The sequence below is a fragment of the Pseudoalteromonas ulvae UL12 genome (genome assembly GCF_014925405.1).
GTDB lineage: Bacteria > Pseudomonadota > Gammaproteobacteria > Enterobacterales > Alteromonadaceae > Pseudoalteromonas > Pseudoalteromonas ulvae.
On record NZ_AQHJ01000030.1, the window covers coordinates 73,770 to 94,722 of the forward strand.

At 41.9% G+C, this 20,953-nt stretch carries 15 protein-coding genes; 9 read left to right on the forward strand and 6 right to left on the reverse strand.

Annotated elements, in window-relative coordinates; translation table 11 throughout:
• Positions 1–100 precede the first annotated feature (100 nt).
• A complete protein-coding gene (locus PULV_RS13970; protein ID WP_193332036.1) occupies positions 101–964 on the reverse strand; it encodes a LytR/AlgR family response regulator transcription factor in 864 nt (287 codons plus the stop codon).
• A gap of 194 nt (positions 965–1,158) precedes the next feature.
• On the opposite strand from PULV_RS13970, the gene PULV_RS13975 reads away from it, so the two are divergent.
• Positions 1,159–2,436: an acyltransferase family protein gene (locus PULV_RS13975; RefSeq protein WP_193332037.1), complete on the forward strand. Its 1,278-nt coding sequence runs from the start codon at positions 1,159–1,161 to the stop codon at positions 2,434–2,436.
• Positions 2,437–2,521: 85 nt separating this feature from the next.
• On the opposite strand, the gene PULV_RS13980 is transcribed toward PULV_RS13975, so the two are convergent.
• Positions 2,522–2,815: a hypothetical protein gene (locus PULV_RS13980; protein ID WP_193332038.1), complete on the reverse strand. Its 294-nt coding sequence runs from the start codon at positions 2,813–2,815 to the stop codon at positions 2,522–2,524.
• A 232-nt stretch (positions 2,816–3,047) separates the two neighbouring features.
• Here PULV_RS13980 and PULV_RS13985 point away from each other — a divergent pair, with 232 nt between their 5' ends.
• Together PULV_RS13985 and PULV_RS13990 are read left to right on the forward strand one after the other, a co-directional pair.
• Entirely contained in the window at positions 3,048–4,784 is a 1,737-nt protein-coding gene (locus PULV_RS13985; RefSeq protein ID WP_193332039.1) for a tetratricopeptide repeat protein, read from the forward strand.
• A gap of 232 nt (positions 4,785–5,016) precedes the next feature.
• Complete coding sequence (locus PULV_RS13990; RefSeq protein WP_086745775.1) at positions 5,017–5,463, forward strand: REP-associated tyrosine transposase; 447 nt, start codon at positions 5,017–5,019, stop codon at positions 5,461–5,463.
• A gap of 1,232 nt (positions 5,464–6,695) precedes the next feature.
• Here PULV_RS13990 and PULV_RS13995 read toward each other — a convergent pair.
• Complete coding sequence (locus PULV_RS13995; RefSeq protein WP_193332040.1) at positions 6,696–8,018, reverse strand: sensor histidine kinase; 1,323 nt, start codon at positions 8,016–8,018, stop codon at positions 6,696–6,698.
• A gap of 3 nt (positions 8,019–8,021) precedes the next feature.
• The gene (locus PULV_RS14000) at positions 8,022–9,443 is read right to left on the reverse strand and encodes a sigma-54-dependent transcriptional regulator (protein WP_193332041.1); all 1,422 of its coding nucleotides are present in this window, start codon (positions 9,441–9,443) and stop codon (positions 8,022–8,024) included.
• Between the two features lie 231 nt (positions 9,444–9,674).
• Here PULV_RS14000 and PULV_RS14005 point away from each other — a divergent pair, with 231 nt between their 5' ends.
• From PULV_RS14005 to PULV_RS14025, 5 genes are all read left to right on the forward strand, one after another.
• On the forward strand, positions 9,675–10,931 hold the full coding sequence (locus tag PULV_RS14005; protein WP_193332042.1) for an efflux RND transporter periplasmic adaptor subunit: 1,257 nt from the start codon (positions 9,675–9,677) through the stop codon (positions 10,929–10,931).
• 65 nt (positions 10,932–10,996) lie between these two features.
• Positions 10,997–11,716, forward strand: a complete 720-nt coding sequence (locus PULV_RS14010; RefSeq protein WP_086745771.1) for an ABC transporter ATP-binding protein — start codon at positions 10,997–10,999, stop codon at positions 11,714–11,716.
• Positions 11,716–11,901, forward strand: a complete 186-nt coding sequence (locus PULV_RS14015) for a hypothetical protein (RefSeq protein ID WP_193332043.1) — start codon at positions 11,716–11,718, stop codon at positions 11,899–11,901. The genes PULV_RS14010 and PULV_RS14015 overlap by 1 nt, the downstream gene beginning before the upstream one ends.
• 29 nt (positions 11,902–11,930) lie before the next feature.
• The gene (locus tag PULV_RS14020) at positions 11,931–14,327 is read left to right on the forward strand and encodes an ABC transporter permease (RefSeq protein WP_193332044.1); all 2,397 of its coding nucleotides are present in this window, start codon (positions 11,931–11,933) and stop codon (positions 14,325–14,327) included.
• Between the two features lie 91 nt (positions 14,328–14,418).
• Positions 14,419–16,836: an ABC transporter permease gene (locus PULV_RS14025; RefSeq protein ID WP_193332045.1), complete on the forward strand. Its 2,418-nt coding sequence runs from the start codon at positions 14,419–14,421 to the stop codon at positions 16,834–16,836.
• 111 nt (positions 16,837–16,947) lie between these two features.
• Here the strand turns inward: PULV_RS14025 and PULV_RS14030 are convergent, their stop codons facing one another.
• On the reverse strand, positions 16,948–17,475 hold the full coding sequence (locus PULV_RS14030) for a sugar O-acetyltransferase (RefSeq protein WP_193332147.1): 528 nt from the start codon (positions 17,473–17,475) through the stop codon (positions 16,948–16,950).
• A gap of 237 nt (positions 17,476–17,712) precedes the next feature.
• Entirely contained in the window at positions 17,713–18,393 is a 681-nt protein-coding gene (locus PULV_RS14035) for a hypothetical protein (protein ID WP_193332046.1), read from the reverse strand.
• A 414-nt stretch (positions 18,394–18,807) separates the two neighbouring features.
• Here PULV_RS14035 and PULV_RS14040 point away from each other — a divergent pair, with 414 nt between their 5' ends.
• Positions 18,808–20,937, forward strand: coding sequence for a winged helix-turn-helix domain-containing protein (locus PULV_RS14040; RefSeq protein WP_193332047.1), 2,130 nt, complete (start codon positions 18,808–18,810; stop codon positions 20,935–20,937).
• The last annotated feature ends 16 nt before the right edge of the window (positions 20,938–20,953 follow it).

Sequence of the window (20,953 nt, forward strand, 5' to 3'; positions counted from 1 at the left end):
AAAGGTGATTAGAAAGGCGTTATCGTAACAGAGGTGCTATTGAAAATCATTATCATTACAGTTTCTTTTTTGTGTTGTTTCTAAAGCAGACTGGCGCTGACTACAATAATTGTGACTTAAATTGCTCTTTATAGCGCCTTGATAAATTTAGTTTTTTACCATTGTACAAGGCTATTTCACTGTCGCCGCTTGCAAGCGGAGTAATGGATTTTATCGCATCGAGTTTGACAGCGTGGCTGCGATGAATGCGGCAAAACCCTTGGGCTTCTAATTGGTTACTCAGTTGAGTAAGGGTCGCGCGCAGTGGGTAAATGCGCTCACCACTGTGCAAATTAACATAGTTGCCTGATGATTCAAGCCAATCAATGTCGCTTACTTTAACAATAAATTCTTTACCGAGCTTTTTAACTAAAAAGCGGTCGAATTGAGTTGGAATAGGCTCGTCTTCATTGTTAGCTAAAGTAGAAGCTTCACCAATAATTTGGGCAAAGAGGTAGCTAAAAACCTTGATCATCACGATAAAAAACAAAAATGCCCAAAGATCTTTACGGTATTCATACACCAGTTCAAACCAACTTAAGCCAAAGTCATAACCGCGCCCTTGTAGCCCATAAATTAGCTTACGCAGCCCCGCCATAATGGCAACGTGCAACAAGCAGTAAAATACAGAGGCGGCAAAATAGGTCGTCAAGGAACGCCCAACAGCCTGCCAATTAAAAGGGTGGTGTTTTAATAAAAACAGTAAAGCAGGAAAGAGCAACAAGGTACCTACCGCACTTGAATATTCCCAAACAAACGGTTCCCACAACATAAATGGCAAAGCGCCATCACGCTGCGCTTCCATGATTTGTGAGGTGGCGTTAATGCTGTTATTAATCAGCACATACATACTAAGCAATAAGGCAACATACCAAACTTGAAACTGCTGGAAATGCTGTAATTGAGTACTGTTTAATGTTCGCATAACTGGCAGGGTGCCATTTTAACTAAAGGTAATTAATAGCAGCATAACAAGCGAAGCTAATTAGGCCAAGCTCCCTATCCCTCTGAGCCACCGTTTATCCCTACTGGTTGTTTTATCAGCCTTTTATGCTTGGCTTTGTACTGAATCGCATCAGTCTTAAGTCTCATATTTTAAAGAGAGAATGGACGTTGGGCATGCTAGTAAACTGCGTTATTGGGCTTCAAAAATTCGTTTCGCCTTGGCGGCAAGTGTTTAGCAAAACAGAAATAAGTCCGCCGAGGCGCTATGAACTCGACTGGCTACGGGTGCTGGCCTTTGGTATGTTGATTTTTTATCACACCGGCATGTTGTATAGCCAAAACTGGGGCTTCCATTTTAAAAGCCAATACTTAAGCCTAAATGTTGAAAATGCCATGTTATTACTATCGCCATGGCGAATGGCGTTGATTTGGTTTATCTCAGGTGCGGCGCTGCGTTTTATTGTGGCACGCTCTAGTTTTACTCATTTTATAACTAGCCGTAGCATACTGATTTTATTGCCGCTGCTGGCTGGTGTTTGGTTGATCGTTCCTGTGCAGCTTTATGCTGAAATGTCGCAAAAAAGTGGCTTAAACCTCGGTTTTTGGCAGTTTTATCGCGCTTTTTTTGACTTATCGCATCCTATATTTTCACATTATCAAGCCGGCATTTGGCCGCATGTTGATGTGAATCATCTTTGGTATTTGCGCTCATTGTGGCAATTCACATTATTGCTGGTGTTGATTTTACCATTACTACATTTATCTAAAGTGCAGGCTTTAATAACTCACTTGTGTGAGCAGTCGCCGCTTATTATTTTCATGGTATTACTGTTGCCGCTGTGTGCGCTGAAACTGAGCTGGCCAAGCGAGACCTTTCGCTACCCAATGGGCGCATTATTTTTACTTTATGGCTACTTGTTGGCTTGGCAATCTGGGTTTTACAGTCAATTAAAGCGCCACTGGCGCACGTTCCTTATACTGTTTGTTGTGGGCTATCTGCTCGTCATCATTGGTTATCATGTTATTTGGCAAAACCCTATAGCTCAGCAATGGAAAATCACCAGTATGGATATGCTCTACACCGCACAGCGCTTGCTTGGTGTCATGCTTATGTTGGCTTTGGCACAACGTTTTTTGAATCACGATCACCCAATATTAACTAAGCTAAATAGCGCCGTTTTCCCATTTTATATCTTGCATCAAAGCATGATTATCGGCTTGGCGTTTTGGCTTACTCCCTTACAACTTGGCCCAGTATGGGAGCCTGTCGTTATTATCTGCGTTACCTTCTTTGGTTGTTGGCTGTTTTTTGAAATAGTGCGTCGCATCGATATTATTTGCCCACTGTTTGGCATCAAACCAAGCCAACAGTACAGTGCCAAACAGCGACGAGTCGTAAGTTGGATTGGATTACTACTTATTAGCCCGCTGGTACTGGAGTTGCTGACTTAGTTTTTTTCTTGTTAGTTGAGATTACAGGCTTTTAGCCTAAGCCTTGGCAGCTTTATATCGCGAAGGCTTAGTAGGCCAGCAAGTATTAAATTTTGATTCTTTTAGCTGCTGTTGAGAGGCCTTCTTGAAATAAATATTGTTTGATTTCTTTTAAGGATGCTTGCCCTTCAGAGTAATGTTGCAATAAAAAAGGGATGATTTTTTCTATCTCTGTTTGATTATTTTCAATTGCAAAGTGAGCAATGAGTCTGATGAGATCATCTTGTTCTGGAAGTACTGGAAAGCCGAATTCTTGCTCGAGAGTGCGGTAATGATTCATCAATGAATCAAAGCCCGCGACTTTGGTGTCAACCCAATCCAGCAATACGGTGCAAAGCAACGACAAATCGTAATTTGGATTACTACTTATTAGCCCGCTGGTGGTGGAGCTACTTACGTAAAGGAGTTACTTACATAAAATTTGATAGTGATGAATATTACCTTGCTCCTTAGTGGCTAACCTTTTGATTTTTAGGTGGCTTGCACGTTAAAACTCAGTTAAATTAACAGGGTTTTAAGTGTGGTTACTGATTCAGTATTGGCCAAGCGAGCTTATTTTTTAGGGATGATAGATGCGTTATTACTCATTATTAGTATGTTTATTGGTATCGTTATTGGCATTGCCAAACATAACTATAGCGGGAGCAAGTTCGCCAACAACCGCGCCGAATGTATCAGCCACCCACACTACATCCACAGTCAATAGCACCCAAACTCATCCCGACTGGCAGTATCAACAATTATTTGCCATGCAAAATCAACTTGCTCGTTTAGACGAAAAGTTAAAACAGCAAACCGCCCTTGGCAATGACGTAAAAGCACTCGAAACCACGCAGCAAACGCTCAAAGTGCAACTTGCTAACTTACAAACCAAACTTGAAGCACAAGAGAGAGTACAAACTAATCAGTTGAATGGGTTTGATGGTCGGATTGGTGATCTGAAAGATATGATGAATTGGTGGTTTTCTGCCTTAACTATTTTCCTCGCATTGGGTGGTTATATTGTTTACCGAAAAAGTAAAAAAGAAGCTGGTGATGTGGCTGGAAAACAAATGGAAACTTTCATAGCCGAAAATGCTGATCAAATATTAGAAAAAGCAAAGTCTTCATTAGAATCGAAAGTAGATGAATTAAACTTAGTGGTCAATGGCTTACAAAAATATCTATCTGAAGCAAGGGAAATTATTGAAGATAAGAAAAAGGAAGTTGAAGCCGCTGCCGACAACGTACTAAAAGCCATTGCAGCAAAGCAAGAGATTGATCCTGACGACTTAAGAGTACTGGAAAATAGTACAAAAAGAATAGATAAAGAACATGCAACAGCGCGTGAATATTTATCTTTAGCCAATGTGAGTTATGGGAAAAAAGATTATCAAACAGCTCTTAAATGGTTAGATTTAGCGATTGGCGCCTTGCGTGAAAATGAACTGCAAACTCTATTAAATGCACAGCTATTATGGAGTAAGGCAATGGCATACATGAAATTGATGGATGAAGTGGCTGAATTGAACAGCTATGACATGTTGATTGCACAGTTTAAAACATCGCAGAATGAAGCAATTCAAATATATGTAGCAAATGCAATTTTTAATCAGGGCTTTAGAAATAGTAAGCAAGGTAACATTAAGAGCGCACTTAACACCTACGCAGAACTAATTAAGCAATTCAAAAGATCGCCGAATGCAGCAATTCAACAGCAGGTTGCTAAAGCGATGGTTAACCAAGGAGTTGCTTATGGCTTGCTAGGTAAGCCTGACGCTGAACTCAACAGCTACTCAATCTTGATTGAGCAGTTTAAAGACTCGTCGAATGAAGAAATCCAAATTGCAGTTGCCAAGGCGATGTATAATCAAAGTGTTGTTCATGGAAGACAAAAAGACTTCAGCGCTGCTTTGAATACGCATACGGAGTTGTTAGTGCGATTTAAAGGCGTTAGTAATGTTGAGATTGAAGCGTGTGTAAACAATACACTAGTCTACATGGCTGAACTGGCTTTATTATTTGAAACGCCTGAACAGGTGCTTGTTCGTATCGCTGAAGTGGAAAATATGTCTGAGGACAGCCAAGTTTTCGCTGTGATGCAATTTATCCGCTTTTTACTTGGGGATAACACCATTGATGATGTTTTAACGGCCATAGCCGCTATTCCAAAAGAAATGGAATTAACATGGCAGTTTGATGAAATAAAAGATTATTTAGCTGCTAATTTCACTGGTGAAAAACAACAACAAATTCAAGCGGTAGTTGCCTTTTTTGAGCAGCATAAAGATATTGAAACACTGCGCAATGCGTTAGGCATTCAACGTTAGTTTTATTCATTGTTAATTGCTTTATTTTGTCGGCATAAATGCCGACCTACAATGCGATGTTTTGCCGTAGGTCGTGCTTTAGCGCGACAGGTTTAAAGGTGAAAAAGCAGGTTTCGTTTGCTTTTTTGTTGGCATGAATGCCGATCTACAATGCGAACAGAGTATCTACGTTGGTAATCAAAGAGTTCACTCACTAAACTTTGCATAATGATTTAACGCAAAGGATTGTGCTATGAGCTGGAATAACCTCAGAAAAGGTCGTGTATCGACCAAGAATGGTGAGTACTTTATTACTTTTGTTTGCCAGCAACGCTTTCCTTATTTCAGTAATCCAGCTTTAGCGCAATTATTTTGCCAATGTATCACCCACAATGAAGTTAAGTATCAGTGCCAATGGCTAAGCTGGGTGTTAATGCCGGATCATTTTCATGGTTTATTGTCTTTGGGCGAAACGACTTTAGGTGCTGTGGTTGGGCAGTTGAAAGGGGCTTCAGCAAGGTTGATTAATCAATCACTGAATACTTCAGGTACTATTTGGCAACATGCCTATTTTGATCATGCTTTACGCCATGAAGAAGATAGAATTGGCGTTTCGCGTTATATAGTTGCTAATCCACTACGACGTGGTTTAGTCAAAAACATTGGCGATTATCCATATTGGAATAGCGTTTATTTGTAAAACGCAGGTCGGCTGTAGGTCGAGGTTTAGCTCGGAAGATTGGCATCAATGCCTGTGCCAGACCTATTGACTGCCATTCATGGTGATTGTCGCCGTAAACGACGACCTACAAGGCTAGATCTGTTGTAGGTCGAGGTTTAGCTCGACAAATTGGCATCAATGCCTGCGCCAGACCTATTGACTGCCATTCACGGTGATTGTCGCCGTAAACGACGACCTACAAGGCTAGATCGGCTGTAGGCCGAGGTTTAGCTCGACAAATTGGCATCAATGCCTGCGCCAGACCTATTGACTGCCATTCACGGTGATTGTCGCCGTAAACGACGACCTACAAGGCTAGATCGGCTGTAGGCCGAGGTTTAGCTCGACAAATTGACATCAATGCCTGCGCCAGACCTATTGACTGCCATTCACGGTGATTGTCGCCGTAAACGACGACCTACAAGGCTAGATCGGCTGTAGGCCGAGGTTTAGCTCGACAAATTGACATCAATGCCTGCGCCAGACCTATTGACTGCCATTCACGGTGATTGTCGCCGTAAACGACGACCTACAAGGCTAGATCGGCTGTAGGCCGAGGTTTAGCTCGACAAATTGACATCAATGCCTGCGCCAGACCTATTGACTGCCATTCACGGTGATTGTCGCCGTAAACGACGACCTACAAGGCTAGATCGGCTGTAGGCCGAGGTTTAGCTCGACAAATTGACATCAATGCCTGCGCCAGACCTATTGACTGCCATTCACGGTGATTGTCGCCGTAAACGACGACCTACAAGGCTAGATCGGCTGTAGGCCGAGGTTTAGCTCGACAAATTGACATCAATGCCTGCGCCAGACCTATTGACTGCCATTCACGGTGATTGTCGCCGTAAACGACGACCTACAAGGCTAGATCGGCTGTAGGCCGAGGTTTAGCTCGACAAATTGACATCAATGCCTGCGCCAGACCTATTGACTGCCATTCACGGTGATTGTCGCCGTAAACGACGACCTACAAGGCTAGATCGGCTGTAGGCCGAGGTTTAGCTCGACAAATTGACATCAATGCCTGCGCCAGACCTATTGACTGCCATTCACGGTGATTGTCGCCGTAAACGACGACCTACAAGGCTAGATCGGCTGTAGGCCGAGGTTTAGCTCGACAAATTGACATCAATGCCTGCGCCAGACCTATTGACTGCCATTCACGGTGATTGTCGCCGTAAACGACGACCTACAAGGGTAACCCCTCATCCAAACACACACCGAAAACAAGCGCCTTGTTCTTTGGCTAAATAGATTAAATCGCCGCCGTGGTTGAGCATGATTTGCCGACTGAGGCTCAGGCCTATGCCAGAGCCGTGTTGTTTGGTGGTAAAAAATGGCACAAAAATCATTTCAACTACGTGCTCAGCAATGCCGGGGCCTGTATCGGCCACTTCGAGGTAATATTGCTGCGCTGTATTTTGGCCAAGTGTTAAGCGGATGGCGGCCTCAGGGGCGAGTTCGCTTGGTTGCTTTGTTTGTTGCTGTTGTATCAATACTTCTAATGCGTTTTTGACCAAGTTAATCAGGACCTGTTCGACTTGCGAAGCATCGAGCATGACTAATTGTTGTGTTTCTGTTTGCTGAGTTAAGGTAATGCCATGTTTGCTTGCTTGTTGTTGATGCAAAGCGATTACGCGCTCAAGCATAGGCGCTAAATCGGTAGGGTGTAGATTTGGCGCGGGTAGGCGACTAATTTGGCGAAATCTAGCGATAAATTCGCCTAAATGTTGGGTTCGTGATGCGATTGTGTTGAGTGCTAGTTGTAAGTCTTGTTTGTCTTCTTGATCATTAAATTGTAGCGACTCGGGCAGCAAGGTGGTGCAGGTATGCGCGAGTGAGGCCAGTGGTGTGATGGAGTTGGCGACTTCGTGGGTCAGCACTTTGGTGAGGCGTTTATACGCTTGCTGCTCTTTATGCTGGAGCTGATCATGGATAGATTGAATGCTGATCACCCGGCGGTTTTTACCTTGAATAGTGGCAATACTAAGTTGGATCGAGAGCGTGTCGAGTTGTTCACCGCTTTGCCATTGGCTGGTGGTCCGAAGGTTTGTATCACTGGCGAGTAACAGCTCGCCTATAGCGCCTAATTTATTAAGGTGATTAATGGACTGACCCAATAGTTTAAACACCGCAGGGTTAGATTCAATCACTTCGCCATCGTCATCACACACGAGCACGGCTAAATCAATATGAATTAACAAAGCGTGTAAAAACTGCGCTTGTTGCTCGGCATTAAAGCGTGCGGTTTGCATTTGGTCTTTAACTTGTTCGAATTGTTGGCGCATGGGGTGCTGGTGGCCAAGACCTAAGGTACTGTCGCCGTTGGCCAGTGCGCGGATCACCATTTCGGCTTGGCGTTGTTGGCGTTTAAATAAGCTAAAAATATGCCCGATTAGCCCAATATTTATTAGGCCAAGTAAAAATAAGCTCGCCGACAATCCGTGCTGAAGCAGTAAATAACAGGCGAGTAAATTCAAGCCTATCAGTGCGCCTAAGTTGCCCGCCAAAACCCAGTGTGATTGCATTGGTTATAGCCCGTATTTTTCAAGGCGGCGATACATCGCGCCGCGGGTTAAGCCAAGTGCTTTAGCGGCATGGCTGACATTACCTTGGTGATGCTTGAGCGCAGCGCGTACTGCACGCTGTTCAAGCACTTCTAAATCAAAGGTGTCGTAAGTGATTGATTCAGCGGTCAGCGCTGAGGTATAGCTTGCCGTTTGAAGCGTTTGATTACCAACCACAGAGCGAATATCCAGAATATTCCCTTCTGTTAAAATGACTGCGCGTTCAATGGCGTGGGCGAGCTCTCGCACATTGCCAGGCCAAGAATAGTGGCATAAGGCGCTCATATCGTCAGAATTGATACTGAGCTCGCGTTTGTACTTTTGTGCAAAATGTGTGAGGTAATACTCAGCCAGAAGTGGGATGTCTTCAACTCGCTCGCGAAGAGGCGGCAGACGAATTTCAACCGTGTTAATACGGTAGAGTAAATCTTGGCGAAAGCGCCCTTCGCTCACTGCTTGCTGTAAGTTGTCGTTGGTGGCACAAATTAAACGAATATCAACGTTAATGGCTTTGCTGCCACCGACGGGCGTAATTTGGCGGTTTTGTAACGCAGCCAAGAGCTTAGCTTGTTGCTCCATGGGCAAGTTGCCAAGTTCATCTAAAAATAAGCTGCCACAGTGAGCTAGTTCAAATTTTCCGATACGATCGGTTTTGGCGTCGGTAAAGGCGCCTTTTTTATGACCAAATAACTCGCTTTCAAACAAGCTGTGCGCCACCGCACCCATATCGAGGCCAATAAAGGTGCAATCGCGCCGTTGGCTGGCTTGATGAATGGCGTGGGCGGTGAGTTCTTTACCTGTGCCGCTTTCGCCGGTAATCAGAATATTGGCATCGGTTTGTGCAGCTTTTTCAATGGTTTGAAAAACCTCTGCCATTGCGGCACTTTGCCCTAAAAACGAAAATTGCTGACCACCCACTGATTGATTCAGTGCTTGGCTGAGCCCTTGAGTTTGGCGAGTGAGTAGGCCGACTTGTTGTTTATCTTTTGCGTGAGAAAAAGCGGCGGCGACTGCACCGAGTAGTTGATCATTTAGCCAAGGCTTAGCAATAAAATCCGATGCACCCGCTTTTATGGCATCAACGGCGAGCTGAATATCGCTATAGGCGGTCATCAACAATACTACGATGCTTGGGTCTTGCTCGATGATTTTTTTCAGCCAATAAAATCCTTCTTTGCCGCTGATAGCATCTTGACTGAAGTTCATATCGAGCAAAATCACATCAATTGGAAAATCGGTGTTTTTTTGCTGGGTGATCAATCCTTCAATATCAAACGGGTTATCGGTGGTTTTCACGCTTTGATAGTGCTGTTTGAGTAGCAAGCGTGCAGCAATAAGAATATCGGGATTGTCATCGACAATGAGAATTGAACCAGCTTGTTTCATGGAATGATCTGTACCTGTGTTGTTATCTATTTAGCCTACCTCAAAATCGTACCAAGTGTCCATTAATGGACGAACCCTCATTTCAAAGTGTTCTATTATTGGACACTTTAAACTAAGAAAAAGTCGAAATAAACCATAAGCAACTGTAATTACTCGTAATTTTATTCTGGCACGTCATTTGTAATACCTATCGGTCAATAGCACAGTGAATTGCATTTAATAGGTGGCATTATGGATAAAAAAATCGAACGTTCAACAGCACAAAAATATATTAAAAAAGTGGCTGTCTCATTGATTGCGCTGAGCGTTGCAGCTGCAGCCTATGGTTTTAGCCAAAATGCCGAGCAGGGTCGAAGCCAAAATATAAGTTTGAATAGTGTAACTATTAGTACCGTAAAGCAAGGTGCGTTTAAAGATGCCCTTAGCTTACGAGGCCAAGTGGTGCCAAAAACCAGTATCTATCTTGATAGCATTGCCGGTGGCCAAGTTGAAGCACGTTTGGTTGAGCAAGGTGAGTTTGTAGAGAAAGGGCAACCGCTGGTGCGTTTGAGTAATACTAATTTGCAGCTGGATGTGATGAGCCGTGAAGCGCAGGTGACCGAGCAGTTGAATTTTTTACGCAATACACAAATGACTATGGAAACCAGTCGCCTGAATTTGCGCCGCGATTTACTCGAAATTGATTTACAGATCACCCATTTGGCGCGCCGATTAAAACAAACCGAGCCTTTAGTCGAAAAAGGCGTGTTAGCACAAGAGCGCTTATCTGAATTAAAAGAAGACCTTGCGTATTACAAAGCCCGTAAAGAGTTGACCCTTGAGCGCCAAAAGCAAGAAAGTGCCATTCGCGAAGTGCAAGTAGCTCAATTGGCCGACAGTGCCGCGATGTTAGAAAAAAACTTACAGTTTGCCCGTGATAACCTCGATAACTTATTGGTTAAAGCACCCGTTTCTGGTTATCTCAGTGAGTTAGATGTTGAAATTGGTGAATCAAAAAATCGCGGAGCCCGTTTGGGGCAAATCGACATTCCAAATGAATACAAACTTGTTTTACGTTTAGATGAGTTTTACCTCAATCAAGTGCAACGAGAAATGATAGTAATGGTGGCACTTGAAAATGAAACGATCGCAGCGAAGGTGAGTAAAATCGATAGTCGTGTTCAGCAATCGCAATTTCAAATTGAGGTTGATTTACCGACTAATACTCTTGGGGTGAAACGTGGCCAAAGTATCGATGTGGAGTTGATGTTGGGTGATGACAAAAATAACGCCTTGTTACTCAACCGCGGCGCATTTTTTACCAGTTCTGGTGGCCATTGGGTGTATGTCCTTGAACAAGATGGCGACAAAGCGGTGCGCCGTGATATTCGCCTAGGTAAAAAGAATCAAGATTACTTTCAAGTCCTCTCAGGATTGAATGCCGGGGATAAAGTGATCACCTCAACCTACAGCAATTTTGATAAAGCACAGCAGCTTTATATTGATTAACGTTACTAACAGCATTTAAAACGAATTTATTTCGAATAATTAAACCGAATTAAGGAAGAATAATTATGATTTCATTGACCAATTTAAGCCGCGTATTTCGCACACAAGACATTGAAACAACAGCGCTTAATAATATTAATCTTAGCGTAAATCAAGGTGAGTTTTTAGCCATTATGGGGCCATCTGGCTGCGGTAAATCAACTCTGTTGTCTATTTTAGGAATGCTCGATTCGCCCACCAGTGGCAACTTCAACTTTGCAGGCACCGACATTGCGGGTTACAGCGAAAAGCAACTGGCAGAACTAAGAAAAGCCAGCATTGGTTTTGTCTTTCAGAGCTTTAACTTAATAGATGAATTAACGGTTTATCAAAACGTTGAGTTGCCACTGCAATACCAAAAAGTTTCCAAAAGTGAGCGTAAACAACGCGTAGAAGCGATTTTAAAACGTGTGGGCATTGATCACCGTGCAGAGCATTTACCACAGCAACTTTCCGGTGGTCAGCAGCAGCGTGTTGCCGTCGCGCGTGCTTTGGTGATTAACCCGAAATTGATTTTAGCCGATGAGCCCACTGGTAATTTGGACTCAAAAAATGGCGACGAAGTGATGGCGATGCTGCGCGAACTCAATCGCGAAGGCACCACAGTGATCATGGTGACTCACTCAGAAAAAGAAGGCGCGTATGCCGATCGGTTGGTGCGTTTGCTCGACGGCCAAGTGATGGTGGATAAAGCCAATTCACAACAGCAAGGCGTGCTTAGCCAACCAAAAGTTGAGGTGGCTTAATGCTCGCTTTTTTTCAGTGCACTCAATGGCAACATGGCACCCAAATTGGCTCGGATATCGTTGGGTTGAGCGCTGTGTTTATGTTGCTCACATTGGGTGTGGTGATGCTCAAAAACGACCTCTCTTATGGTGAGTTAAGTGAGCTGGTTGGTGAATTTGTTGCTTATCAGCAACTTTTATTCTGAACCCGAGATTAGGGAAGAAGGAATTGATTATGTTAAAAAATTATATCATTACTGCGCTGCGCGCCTTTAAGCAGCAAAAACAGCATTTTATATTAAATTTGATTGGGTTAAGTGTTGGTTTAGCCGCTGCAATTTTAGTGGCGTTATTTGCACAAAATGAGCTGTCGTATGATGCACAGCAACCTCATGCCGAGCGTGTTTATCGTATCGGGCAAGACTTTTCTAAGTTGGGATTGTCTGTTATTCCGATTTTCAATTATACGCTAGGTACGCAAGCGATAGATTATAGCCAAGTCGAAGAGGTGTTTGGCTTAACTATGGTGTCGCTGACTCGGGAGGCGATGGTTGATGTGCAGTATCGCGATCAGGGTTACAAGCTTAATGAGTTATACGGTGCAACACCCAACATCGAGAATTTTATAGATATTAAGACGTTAGCGGGCAATCTGAGTGATGCGATGAGCACTCCTGGAAGCCTTGCACTGAGTGAATCTGAAGCCTTGCGTATTTTTGGTACAGTGAATGTGCTTGGTAAAACGTTACAGCACGAACAGGGCCAATACACAGTGCGTGCGGTGTTTGCTGATTTGCCAAGCAATACTCACTTTTCGTTTAAAAATCTGGTTGATGTTAAGCACGATCCGACTAATTTGATGACCAACAGTAGTTATGTGTATTTGCGCTTAGCGCCACAGGCCGATCCAATCGCTCTGGCTGATGCACTTTCTAAGCAGTATTTTTATGAAGAAATGTCAGGAAAAATCTCCATAGAACTTCATCCATTATTAGACTTACATTTTACCGCGAAGTCGCCATTTGAAATGAAAGCAGGCGGAGCCAAACAAGTTGTGATGATTTGTGCTGGTTTGAGTGTGCTGCTTATTTTGATTGCTGGATTTAACTTTATCAATATGACTGTGGCGCAATCGGCAAAACGTGCCAAAGAAGTCGGAGTACGCAAAGCCCTTGGCGCAAGTAAAGCCCAGTTGGTCACTCAGTTTTTAGCCGAGTCAGTGTTGGTTGCATTGTTGGCGATGACTATTGCATGTGTTTTGGTCGAGTTTTTATTACCACAGTTCAACCTGTTGGTGGGTCGTGATTTAGTTGTCAATTATGCCTCTGAATTTGGTTTGGCTATTGTGGTTGTTGCGTTGACGGTTGGTGTTTTGGCAGGCTTGTATCCTGCGTTATTTATTTCATCATTTAGCGCAAAGCGTGTTTTAAGTGGCGATTTACAGCGTGGAAATACCGCTATTTGGGTGCGTAAAAGTTTGTTGACTCTACAGGCTTCGCTTGCAATCGGTTTGATCATTGCGTCAGTGACATTATTTAATCAATTAGCGTACTTACAAAGCTTGCCCTTAGGGTATCAAACGCAGCAGCGTTTAGTTATTTCTGAACTCCCAGTTCAAGAAGTCTTTACCAAACAGCCCAGCGCACTGATTAATCGTCTGACTGCAATAGATGGCGTTGAGCAAGCAACCATTATTGACACCCGTTTAACGGTTTCAATTAACAACACCCTACAACCGACTTGGCCTAATGGAGAGTTTTCTGGGGGCATTACACCAGTCATTGGTTCGGGTTTTGATGTGGTCAAAGGGTTAGGACTAAAACTGTTAGCGGGTCGAGATTTTAGCCAAGAATTTGCGGGTGACTGGGCGGCGCGTATTGATGGGGTTACCACTGTTGGCACGATTATAACCGAAACAGTCGCCAAGCAGGCTGGCTACAGCAATGTCGCTGATATTGTAGGGAAAACAATTAAAGACACAGGGCGCAATGTCGACATGCGAGTAGTAGGTGTTGTGGAAGATGTGAAAGTCGGCAATGTGCAAGATGCAAACTCTAACATTATGTTTTTATGTGGCTTTAACTATTTGGCACCTGTATCAGAAGTCATCTTAACGGTTAATCAGCAACAATTACCTTATATCAAGCAACAAGTGATTACTGCATTGGCAGAGGTATCGAATATTTATCAACCTAAAATCAACTTGTTAGCTGACAACTATAAAGCGCTATTAAAAGGCGATGAGCGTATCTCACAAGTGGTGCTTATTTTTACTGGCCTTGCGGTGTTCTTAACCTGTTTAGGAACGTTTGGTTTAGCCTCTTTTGCGACAGTTCGTCGTCAAAAAGAAGTGGGGATCCGTAAAGTGCTTGGTGCATCGCGTCTCAGTATTGTGAATATTTTAGCCAAAGAGTTCTTAGTGTTAGTTGGGCTAAGTGTCGCAATTGCTTTTCCACTCACTTATCTCTTAGTGGGTGATTGGCTGGCTAACTTTAACGACCGCATTGAGCAAGTGTTTTGGGTATATGGCGCAGCAGCAATAGTTGTTGCTGGAATTACCTGGTTAACCGTGGCAAGCCTCGCATTTAAAGCGGCGAGTACTCGTCCGTCTCTGATTTTGCGTTATGAGTAATAAAAAGTGATGTTTAGATAAAAATGTTAACGCTGCCAAAGTACGTAGTTAAATTTTGGCAGCGATTAACAAACTGAAAAGGATGAGCATTTTGGAACAATTAATTATTTCAATAAGAACAAAAGCGACTCGATTATTTTGGCTCCACTTTGTTAGTTATAGTGCTGGATTAGCAGCAGTTATCTTGTTGGCTTTATTTGTAAAGTATGAGCTTTCTTATGATAGTAAGCAGCCGGATAAACAGCAGGTTTATAGGGCGCACGTCGATTTTACAAGTTTTGGTTTCGATACATTAATGCCGATGCGAGATTTAGCGGTGGCGAAAGCATTGCTAAACGATACTGATGTTGAAGATGTGTTTGGTTTAATACCTGCTGAATTTATGGGGTATGTAGGTCACCACTTTAATACAGAAGTAAGTCATGTAGGCGCAAACAATGGCGACACTAAGGTGAAGCTAAAAAACGTATATTTTGCATCAAGTAACTTATCGCGGTTTATTAACTTAGATGTTATACGTGGAGATATAAACGAGGTGTTGAATACACCTAATCAACTCGCGATTAGTGAGTCTGAAGCGATCAGGCTGTTTTCTGATATTGATGTAATAGGTGAGAGGCTAACCGCAGAAGAGCAAAACTACACAATTGGCGCTGTATTTAAAGACTTACCTGCGCAAACTCACTTTGCGTTTGACGTACTCATCGCTTTTCCAACCACACTTGAGAAACAACCCCATGGTTACGTTTATATAAAAACAGCAGTAGATACAAATATTGAGGAACTTGAGGCGAAATTATTCGAGCAATATTTAAAAACAAAGTCAGCAGAGCACAAAACGGTGCAATATAAATTAATAAATATCACTGATATTTATTTAAAAGGTCGCTCCACTTATGAAATGAAAGCGCCTGGGTCAATCACTGCGGTTGCCATTGCGAGCGGACTTATTTTCATTATTTTTTTGCAAATAACCTGTAATTTTATCAACTTTAATTTAGTCAGTGTTGGCAAGGCTGCTAAGCAAATAGCGATTAAAAAGGCGATTGGTGCCAGTCGAGGTCAATTGTTTCGCCTATTTATAGTTGAGTCAATTGTGCTCACAGGTTTTGCCGTAATGTTGTCTTTGGCATTTGTAGAGCTGAGTCATGTTTATTTTAACCAGCTTGTTGAATCGCATATCTCTTTTGTGCTTGATAAATCAATGGTATGGATGGCTATTTTGATAACCTGTGTAATAGGTTTATTTAATGGTGTATATGCAGGCTTAGTGGTTGCAAATGTTGATGTAAAACTATTGGTAAGAACACATTATCAGTATCATTTGGGGTTATTCGTCAAAGGCATACTGAGCTTTCAAGCGGGTTTAGCCACTTTTATATTTATTGTATTTGTTATTGCTCAGTTGCAGCTTGAGTTTGTTGCTAACATGGATGTGGGTTATCAAACCAAAAATAGACTCATCGTTAAAAACATTCCAACCACACAACTTTTTGATGAAAATAACACACGCGTAATATCAGCAATTAGTAAGTTACCTGGCGTTATTTCAGCTACGGCTACCGACATAAATCTGACTGAGCAAGTTCGCGGAGGCGTGCAACTAACTTGGCCAAATGGCCAGGTAGTTGATGGGGTTGCCCCCTCTGTTGTAACCAGCTTTGATGTGGTAACAGCATTAGGGCTTAAATTGTTAGCAGGTAGAGGTTTTAGTCGCGACTTTCAAAGTGACTGGTTTGAAAAGCAGGCGGATGGCTCTGAGCACGTTGCGTTAATTGTCACTGAGTCTATGGTAAGTTTAGCGGGATATGAGTCAGTGCAGCAAGTGATCGGTATGACGCTCAGTAATGCTGAAGCTAACTTAAGTGCCACGATTGTTGGTGTTGTTGCTGATGTAAAAGTTGGCTCGGCTAAACATAAAATGACACCGCTTTCTTTCAACCTAGGGCGAAACTATTTGCCAAATGGTTATGGCAATATTGTTATAAAATTAAGTGATGACGCTTCATTCAATGATTTAAAAACACAGATCCCTGCTTTATTAAAGTCGCGCTTTGCAATTTTTGATACTGAAGTGAACCGATTTGACGATGATTATGCAAAAAATTATAAAAATGAGCACAGGATAACAACCTTATCAAAATGGTTATTAATTTTGAGCACATCGCTAACCATTATTAGCCTTGCCGTATTGGTATCTCAGACAGTACTTTCACAACAAAAAGAGTTGGCGATTAAAAAGGTTTTGGGGGCAACAGCCGCTCAGTTGGTAACAGCAGTGAGTGTGTCTTATTTAAAACTTGTGTCATTGAGTTTAGTAGTAAGCATACCGCTCGCTTACTGGTTAACGAATAACTGGTTAAGCAGTTTTAACGACCGCATAGGGCAACCTATTTGGGTTTATGGTTTATCAGCATTGGTTGTAGCTGCGATTACTTGGCTGACCGTTGCAAGTCTTGCATTTAAAGCCGCCAGCACAAGGCCATCGCTTGTTTTACGCAATGAGTAGATAAGTAAACAACGTCGCAACGAAGGCCTTTTGTTCAATAAAAGGCCTGTTGTCGCCATAAATGCCGACCTACGAGATGTGTATTGAGGTGATGTAGGTCGTACTTTGGTGTTAAATATTTCTGATCTTTATTGCTGGGTTCCCAGCCACGAGGGTATTAGCTGCAACATCTTTAGTCACTATCGACCCTGCGCCCACGACAGCGTTATCACCAATCGACACCCCTGCGAGCACGATCACTCCCGCACCAATCCACACGTTATTGCCAATAGCTATCGGTGCGGCAAAGTTTTCTTTTTTGAGTCGTTCTGCAGGATTCACTGCATGAGAAACCGCTAAAAGCTGAACATTTGGGCCAATTAAACAATCAGCACCGATGGTAATTGCGCCTTCAGCGGTAGGGGCATCAAGCACAGTGCAGTTAATATTAATGAAGGTACGATCACCAATGCTGATGTGACTGCCGTAATCGCAATGAAATTGCGGCTCGATCATCACATGCTCACCGCAATCAGCAAACAAGGTTTTGATTCGCTTTAAATTACCTTTGCTCGGGCTTTTGGCAAACATTCGACATGTTTCATGGCTAAGCTTACGGGCGTTGATAAGTTCTGGGGTTAAGCTGTTAAAGGGAGTCAGTTTAGGCATGGGGTTATCGTACAAGCATTGGTTGGCTTTATGATAAAGCAATCCCTGATGGTCACCAACTAGTTAACCATCATCAGAGGGACAATAAACGCTGCCTGAAGGGTTCGGCTAAAAGCGTATTTCTCTTTGTTGAGCAGTATTTACTTATAATGCTAGGCTACACACTGCTCGGGGCGATAAAAATGCGTTTATCTCGAACAAAATTTAACCGCGAAAGTTCAACAACCCCTAGTTGTTAAGAGGCTCTTTAACCAACTCCAGTGTCATGGCAGCATGAGGAGATAATAACGATAAATACTGTTCGCTATTAAATTTAATAAAGATTTTTTGCCACTTTTGCTGAGAAAAAGAACCAATCACCATGGAGACTTTGCCAAAAATATCGTGTCCATCGACATTTATTTTCACCAGATCACCAATAGAGCCCATGTTATCTGGTTTGTTTGGCACTAAAAATGAGAACTCATTGGCGCTTGAGTGTTTGAGTAAGTAGCCAATCGGCTCGTTGGGTTTAATAATGCCACTTTGGCTGCGCGAATGGAAAAAATAGCCGCTATCGGGAGAGTGAAAATCAATCGATTGTAAATTTGCAGGGTCGCCCATCACTTCTAATGATAATAATGGTTGATTCTTGACCGCCTTTTGACCTGCTTGCAGCAGTTGTTTTTTGACCATAACAGGTTGGGCTATAACCAAGGGGTGGTAATTATCGGCAGAAATTTTAATTTGATTATTGTTTTGAAATACAAACGCGACCAAAATTGAGGCAATTAAAGCCATGAACAGTAAAATAGGTAAGGTGAACAACGCTTTTTTTATTTTAGCGACGTGATTAGCATTGAGGTTCATTGTTTGTGTGGCGTAATGCGACTCAAGGGACTCTTTATTGGTAACGTTACTAACAGACATGATGTGAACCTTCCTGTTTAAAGTATTAACTAATCCATGAAAGGGCTATAACACAGCAGCCCTTGTAAAATAAAAAAGGCGTAATCTAAAGTAGATTAAATGTACGCCAAACTTAGGGAAACCTTTCTTCATCCGTTAGTGCTATTTTTTAATCAATGCATTTTCAATCACAAAAAAGCGTGTAAAAATTGCCTAAAAAAAGTCTATACAGGAAGTTACCTAAAATTAACCTATATCACTATAGGAACAATAATCGCGATGTGATTTGTCTGTAATGAACGTGTAACTTATTTAATTTTCAATAGGTTAACTCAATTTTTATTTGTGCTGATGATGTTAGTAAATGTGGGACGTTTAAGTTACTATTGTCGTTGGTTAAATTTATTAATAAAAACAATAATAAAAGGGTAGTCAGTGATTCAGATAGGTCGCTACCAATTAGATGAAGAAGAAATGGTTCTCATTGGTGATGGCCAGCGCGTGCTATTGGAGCCAAAAGTCTTCGAGGTATTGACATACTTTTGCCAAAATCATAATCGCTATATTTCGATGACTGAATTACACGAGACCATCTGGCAAGGTCGGTGTGTATCTGATGCAGCGGTAAGGCGCATTATTAGTAAAATTCGTCTTCTTGTGAATGACGACCACAAAAACCCCACTTATATCCAATCCTTACCTAAGCGCGGTTATAAATTAATTTGCGCAATTGAATATGATGTATCACTGACTGAAAACCTTGCTGACGAACCAAACGTTGAAGCACAGTTATCTGATGAAGTGACAGTGAGTGAACATGTTTCAGCTGCAGAAACCAATGATCTAAATGGCGAAACAAATCAGGAGCTTGCGGCACATAACCCAACAAGCACAGACAATGTCAAAAAAACCAGATTCAAGCCTTTTTGGATTTTATTCGGTGTTATTTTTATGGCTGTGGTGGCATATGCAGCTAAAACATGGCTGTTACCCGCCTCAATCACGACACAAGTCGTAAATACATTGCCGGGTGATAAAATTGCGGTCACTCAATCTGCAGATGGACAATACCTTGCGTTTTCTGGCCAAATGAGTGAAGAATCAGGTTTTCAAATTTATGTAAAACATCAATCTGATTTTGATTTTAAACCGATAACTCAACAAGCGCACTTACCCGGCGCGCTGGCATTTTCAGCGGATAACCAGTTTTTGTACTTTTCAGATTCGACGCAGAATGCTTCTTTGTTATATCGAATTAATATTCAGAACGGTGAAAATGAAGCTGAGGTTATCGCTGAAAACTACTACTTCATCTCAGATCTATTTTCTGCAAGAACTAAAGGTGGTGTTTTTTTCGCGGCACGAGAAAGCGCGACAAGTCCTTTTTTGATTTATCAATATGATGCAACTAACCAAAGAGTTTCTACAATAACTTCTTCTTCTCAAGCCGAAAGTCTTGATATAAAAGGTGATATCTCTTTTGATGGCACAAAACTAGCTGTACTTAGAACAAATCGGCTCAGTCATAGTGATGAAATTCGAGTAATAGATTTAAAAAGCAAAGAAGTGATAACTCGAAAGCAAGTGTCAGGAGGTGTTTTTGATATTGCGTGGGAAAATGCCTCTAATATATTGGTTTTGAGAAGAAAATTTTTGAATAAATTCAATGTGTTTACTGGTGGTGAAGCGACGAAATTTAAGTTAGAACAAGAGTTGCTGAATATAGACTCGAATAGTCAAAGAGTTATCTCAATTAACTTAGGTTTAAAACAAAAATTATTTTTAGAGAAATCGCTGCCTTTTTCAGAGTTGGAAACTAAGCGTGTCCTCACAAAAGATATTTATCAAATGAGGTATTTTGGTGATAGAACGCTTGCACTTTTGAAGGAGAAGGGGGTCACTCAACTTGGCTTTATTGGCGTTGATACTGATCAGTTTGATTCTATTTTAGCGACGGAATATAAACTGCGAGTGCTTGATGTTGCTATTTCGAAAAATCAAATTTTAGTAAAAATAAATCGGCGCTTTGCTTTGTTTGATCCTATTAATATAGGCTTAGAATATATTACTACTGGAGATGATATTGTTAGCGATGCTGCATTTTCGGACGATGGTCACAAAGTTTTATTTACGACGAAGAATTATGAGCAATGGCATGTGAGCACCTTTGATATCGAGAGTAAAATAGTTACACCATTAATTTTAGATGCTCGGTATGTGCGACCGTTTGGTAAAAATTACATTATCGGTAATGCTGAAGGTGAGATGTTCTATTACGAGACTGAGAGTCGACGAAAAGTAGCCCTTAATCAAAAGTTATCAAAGGAGCCAAATACGCAGTGGCTTGTCAGAGATAACTTTATATATTGGAGTTCACACGATTTAGTTCATACGAATTTTTACCAATTGGATATTAAGGACATTGAAAATCCAATTTTGAGTAAGCAACAATTTAAATATACGCAAGTTAGTCCAGATTTTTCGATTGATGCCAACAATGAAAGTTTTTTAATGTCGCAAACTAAAAATATGACCTCAGAAGTCCTTGAGGTGTTAATTAAGTAACTTCTAGTTATATTTA

Coding starts and splice junctions, on each gene's coding strand:
- PULV_RS13970 (WP_193332036.1), bottom strand. CDS start 964: ATGCGAACATTAAACAGTACTCAATTACAGCATTTCCAGCAGTTTCAA.
- PULV_RS13975 (WP_193332037.1), top strand. CDS start 1,159: ATGCTAGTAAACTGCGTTATTGGGCTTCAAAAATTCGTTTCGCCTTGG.
- PULV_RS13985 (WP_193332039.1), top strand. CDS start 3,048: ATGCGTTATTACTCATTATTAGTATGTTTATTGGTATCGTTATTGGCA.
- PULV_RS13990 (WP_086745775.1), top strand. CDS start 5,017: ATGAGCTGGAATAACCTCAGAAAAGGTCGTGTATCGACCAAGAATGGT.
- PULV_RS13995 (WP_193332040.1), bottom strand. CDS start 8,018: ATGCAATCACACTGGGTTTTGGCGGGCAACTTAGGCGCACTGATAGGC.
- PULV_RS14000 (WP_193332041.1), bottom strand. CDS start 9,443: ATGAAACAAGCTGGTTCAATTCTCATTGTCGATGACAATCCCGATATT.
- PULV_RS14005 (WP_193332042.1), top strand. CDS start 9,675: ATGGATAAAAAAATCGAACGTTCAACAGCACAAAAATATATTAAAAAA.
- PULV_RS14010 (WP_086745771.1), top strand. CDS start 10,997: ATGATTTCATTGACCAATTTAAGCCGCGTATTTCGCACACAAGACATT.
- PULV_RS14015 (WP_193332043.1), top strand. CDS start 11,716: ATGCTCGCTTTTTTTCAGTGCACTCAATGGCAACATGGCACCCAAATT.
- PULV_RS14020 (WP_193332044.1), top strand. CDS start 11,931: ATGTTAAAAAATTATATCATTACTGCGCTGCGCGCCTTTAAGCAGCAA.
- PULV_RS14035 (WP_193332046.1), bottom strand. CDS start 18,393: ATGTCTGTTAGTAACGTTACCAATAAAGAGTCCCTTGAGTCGCATTAC.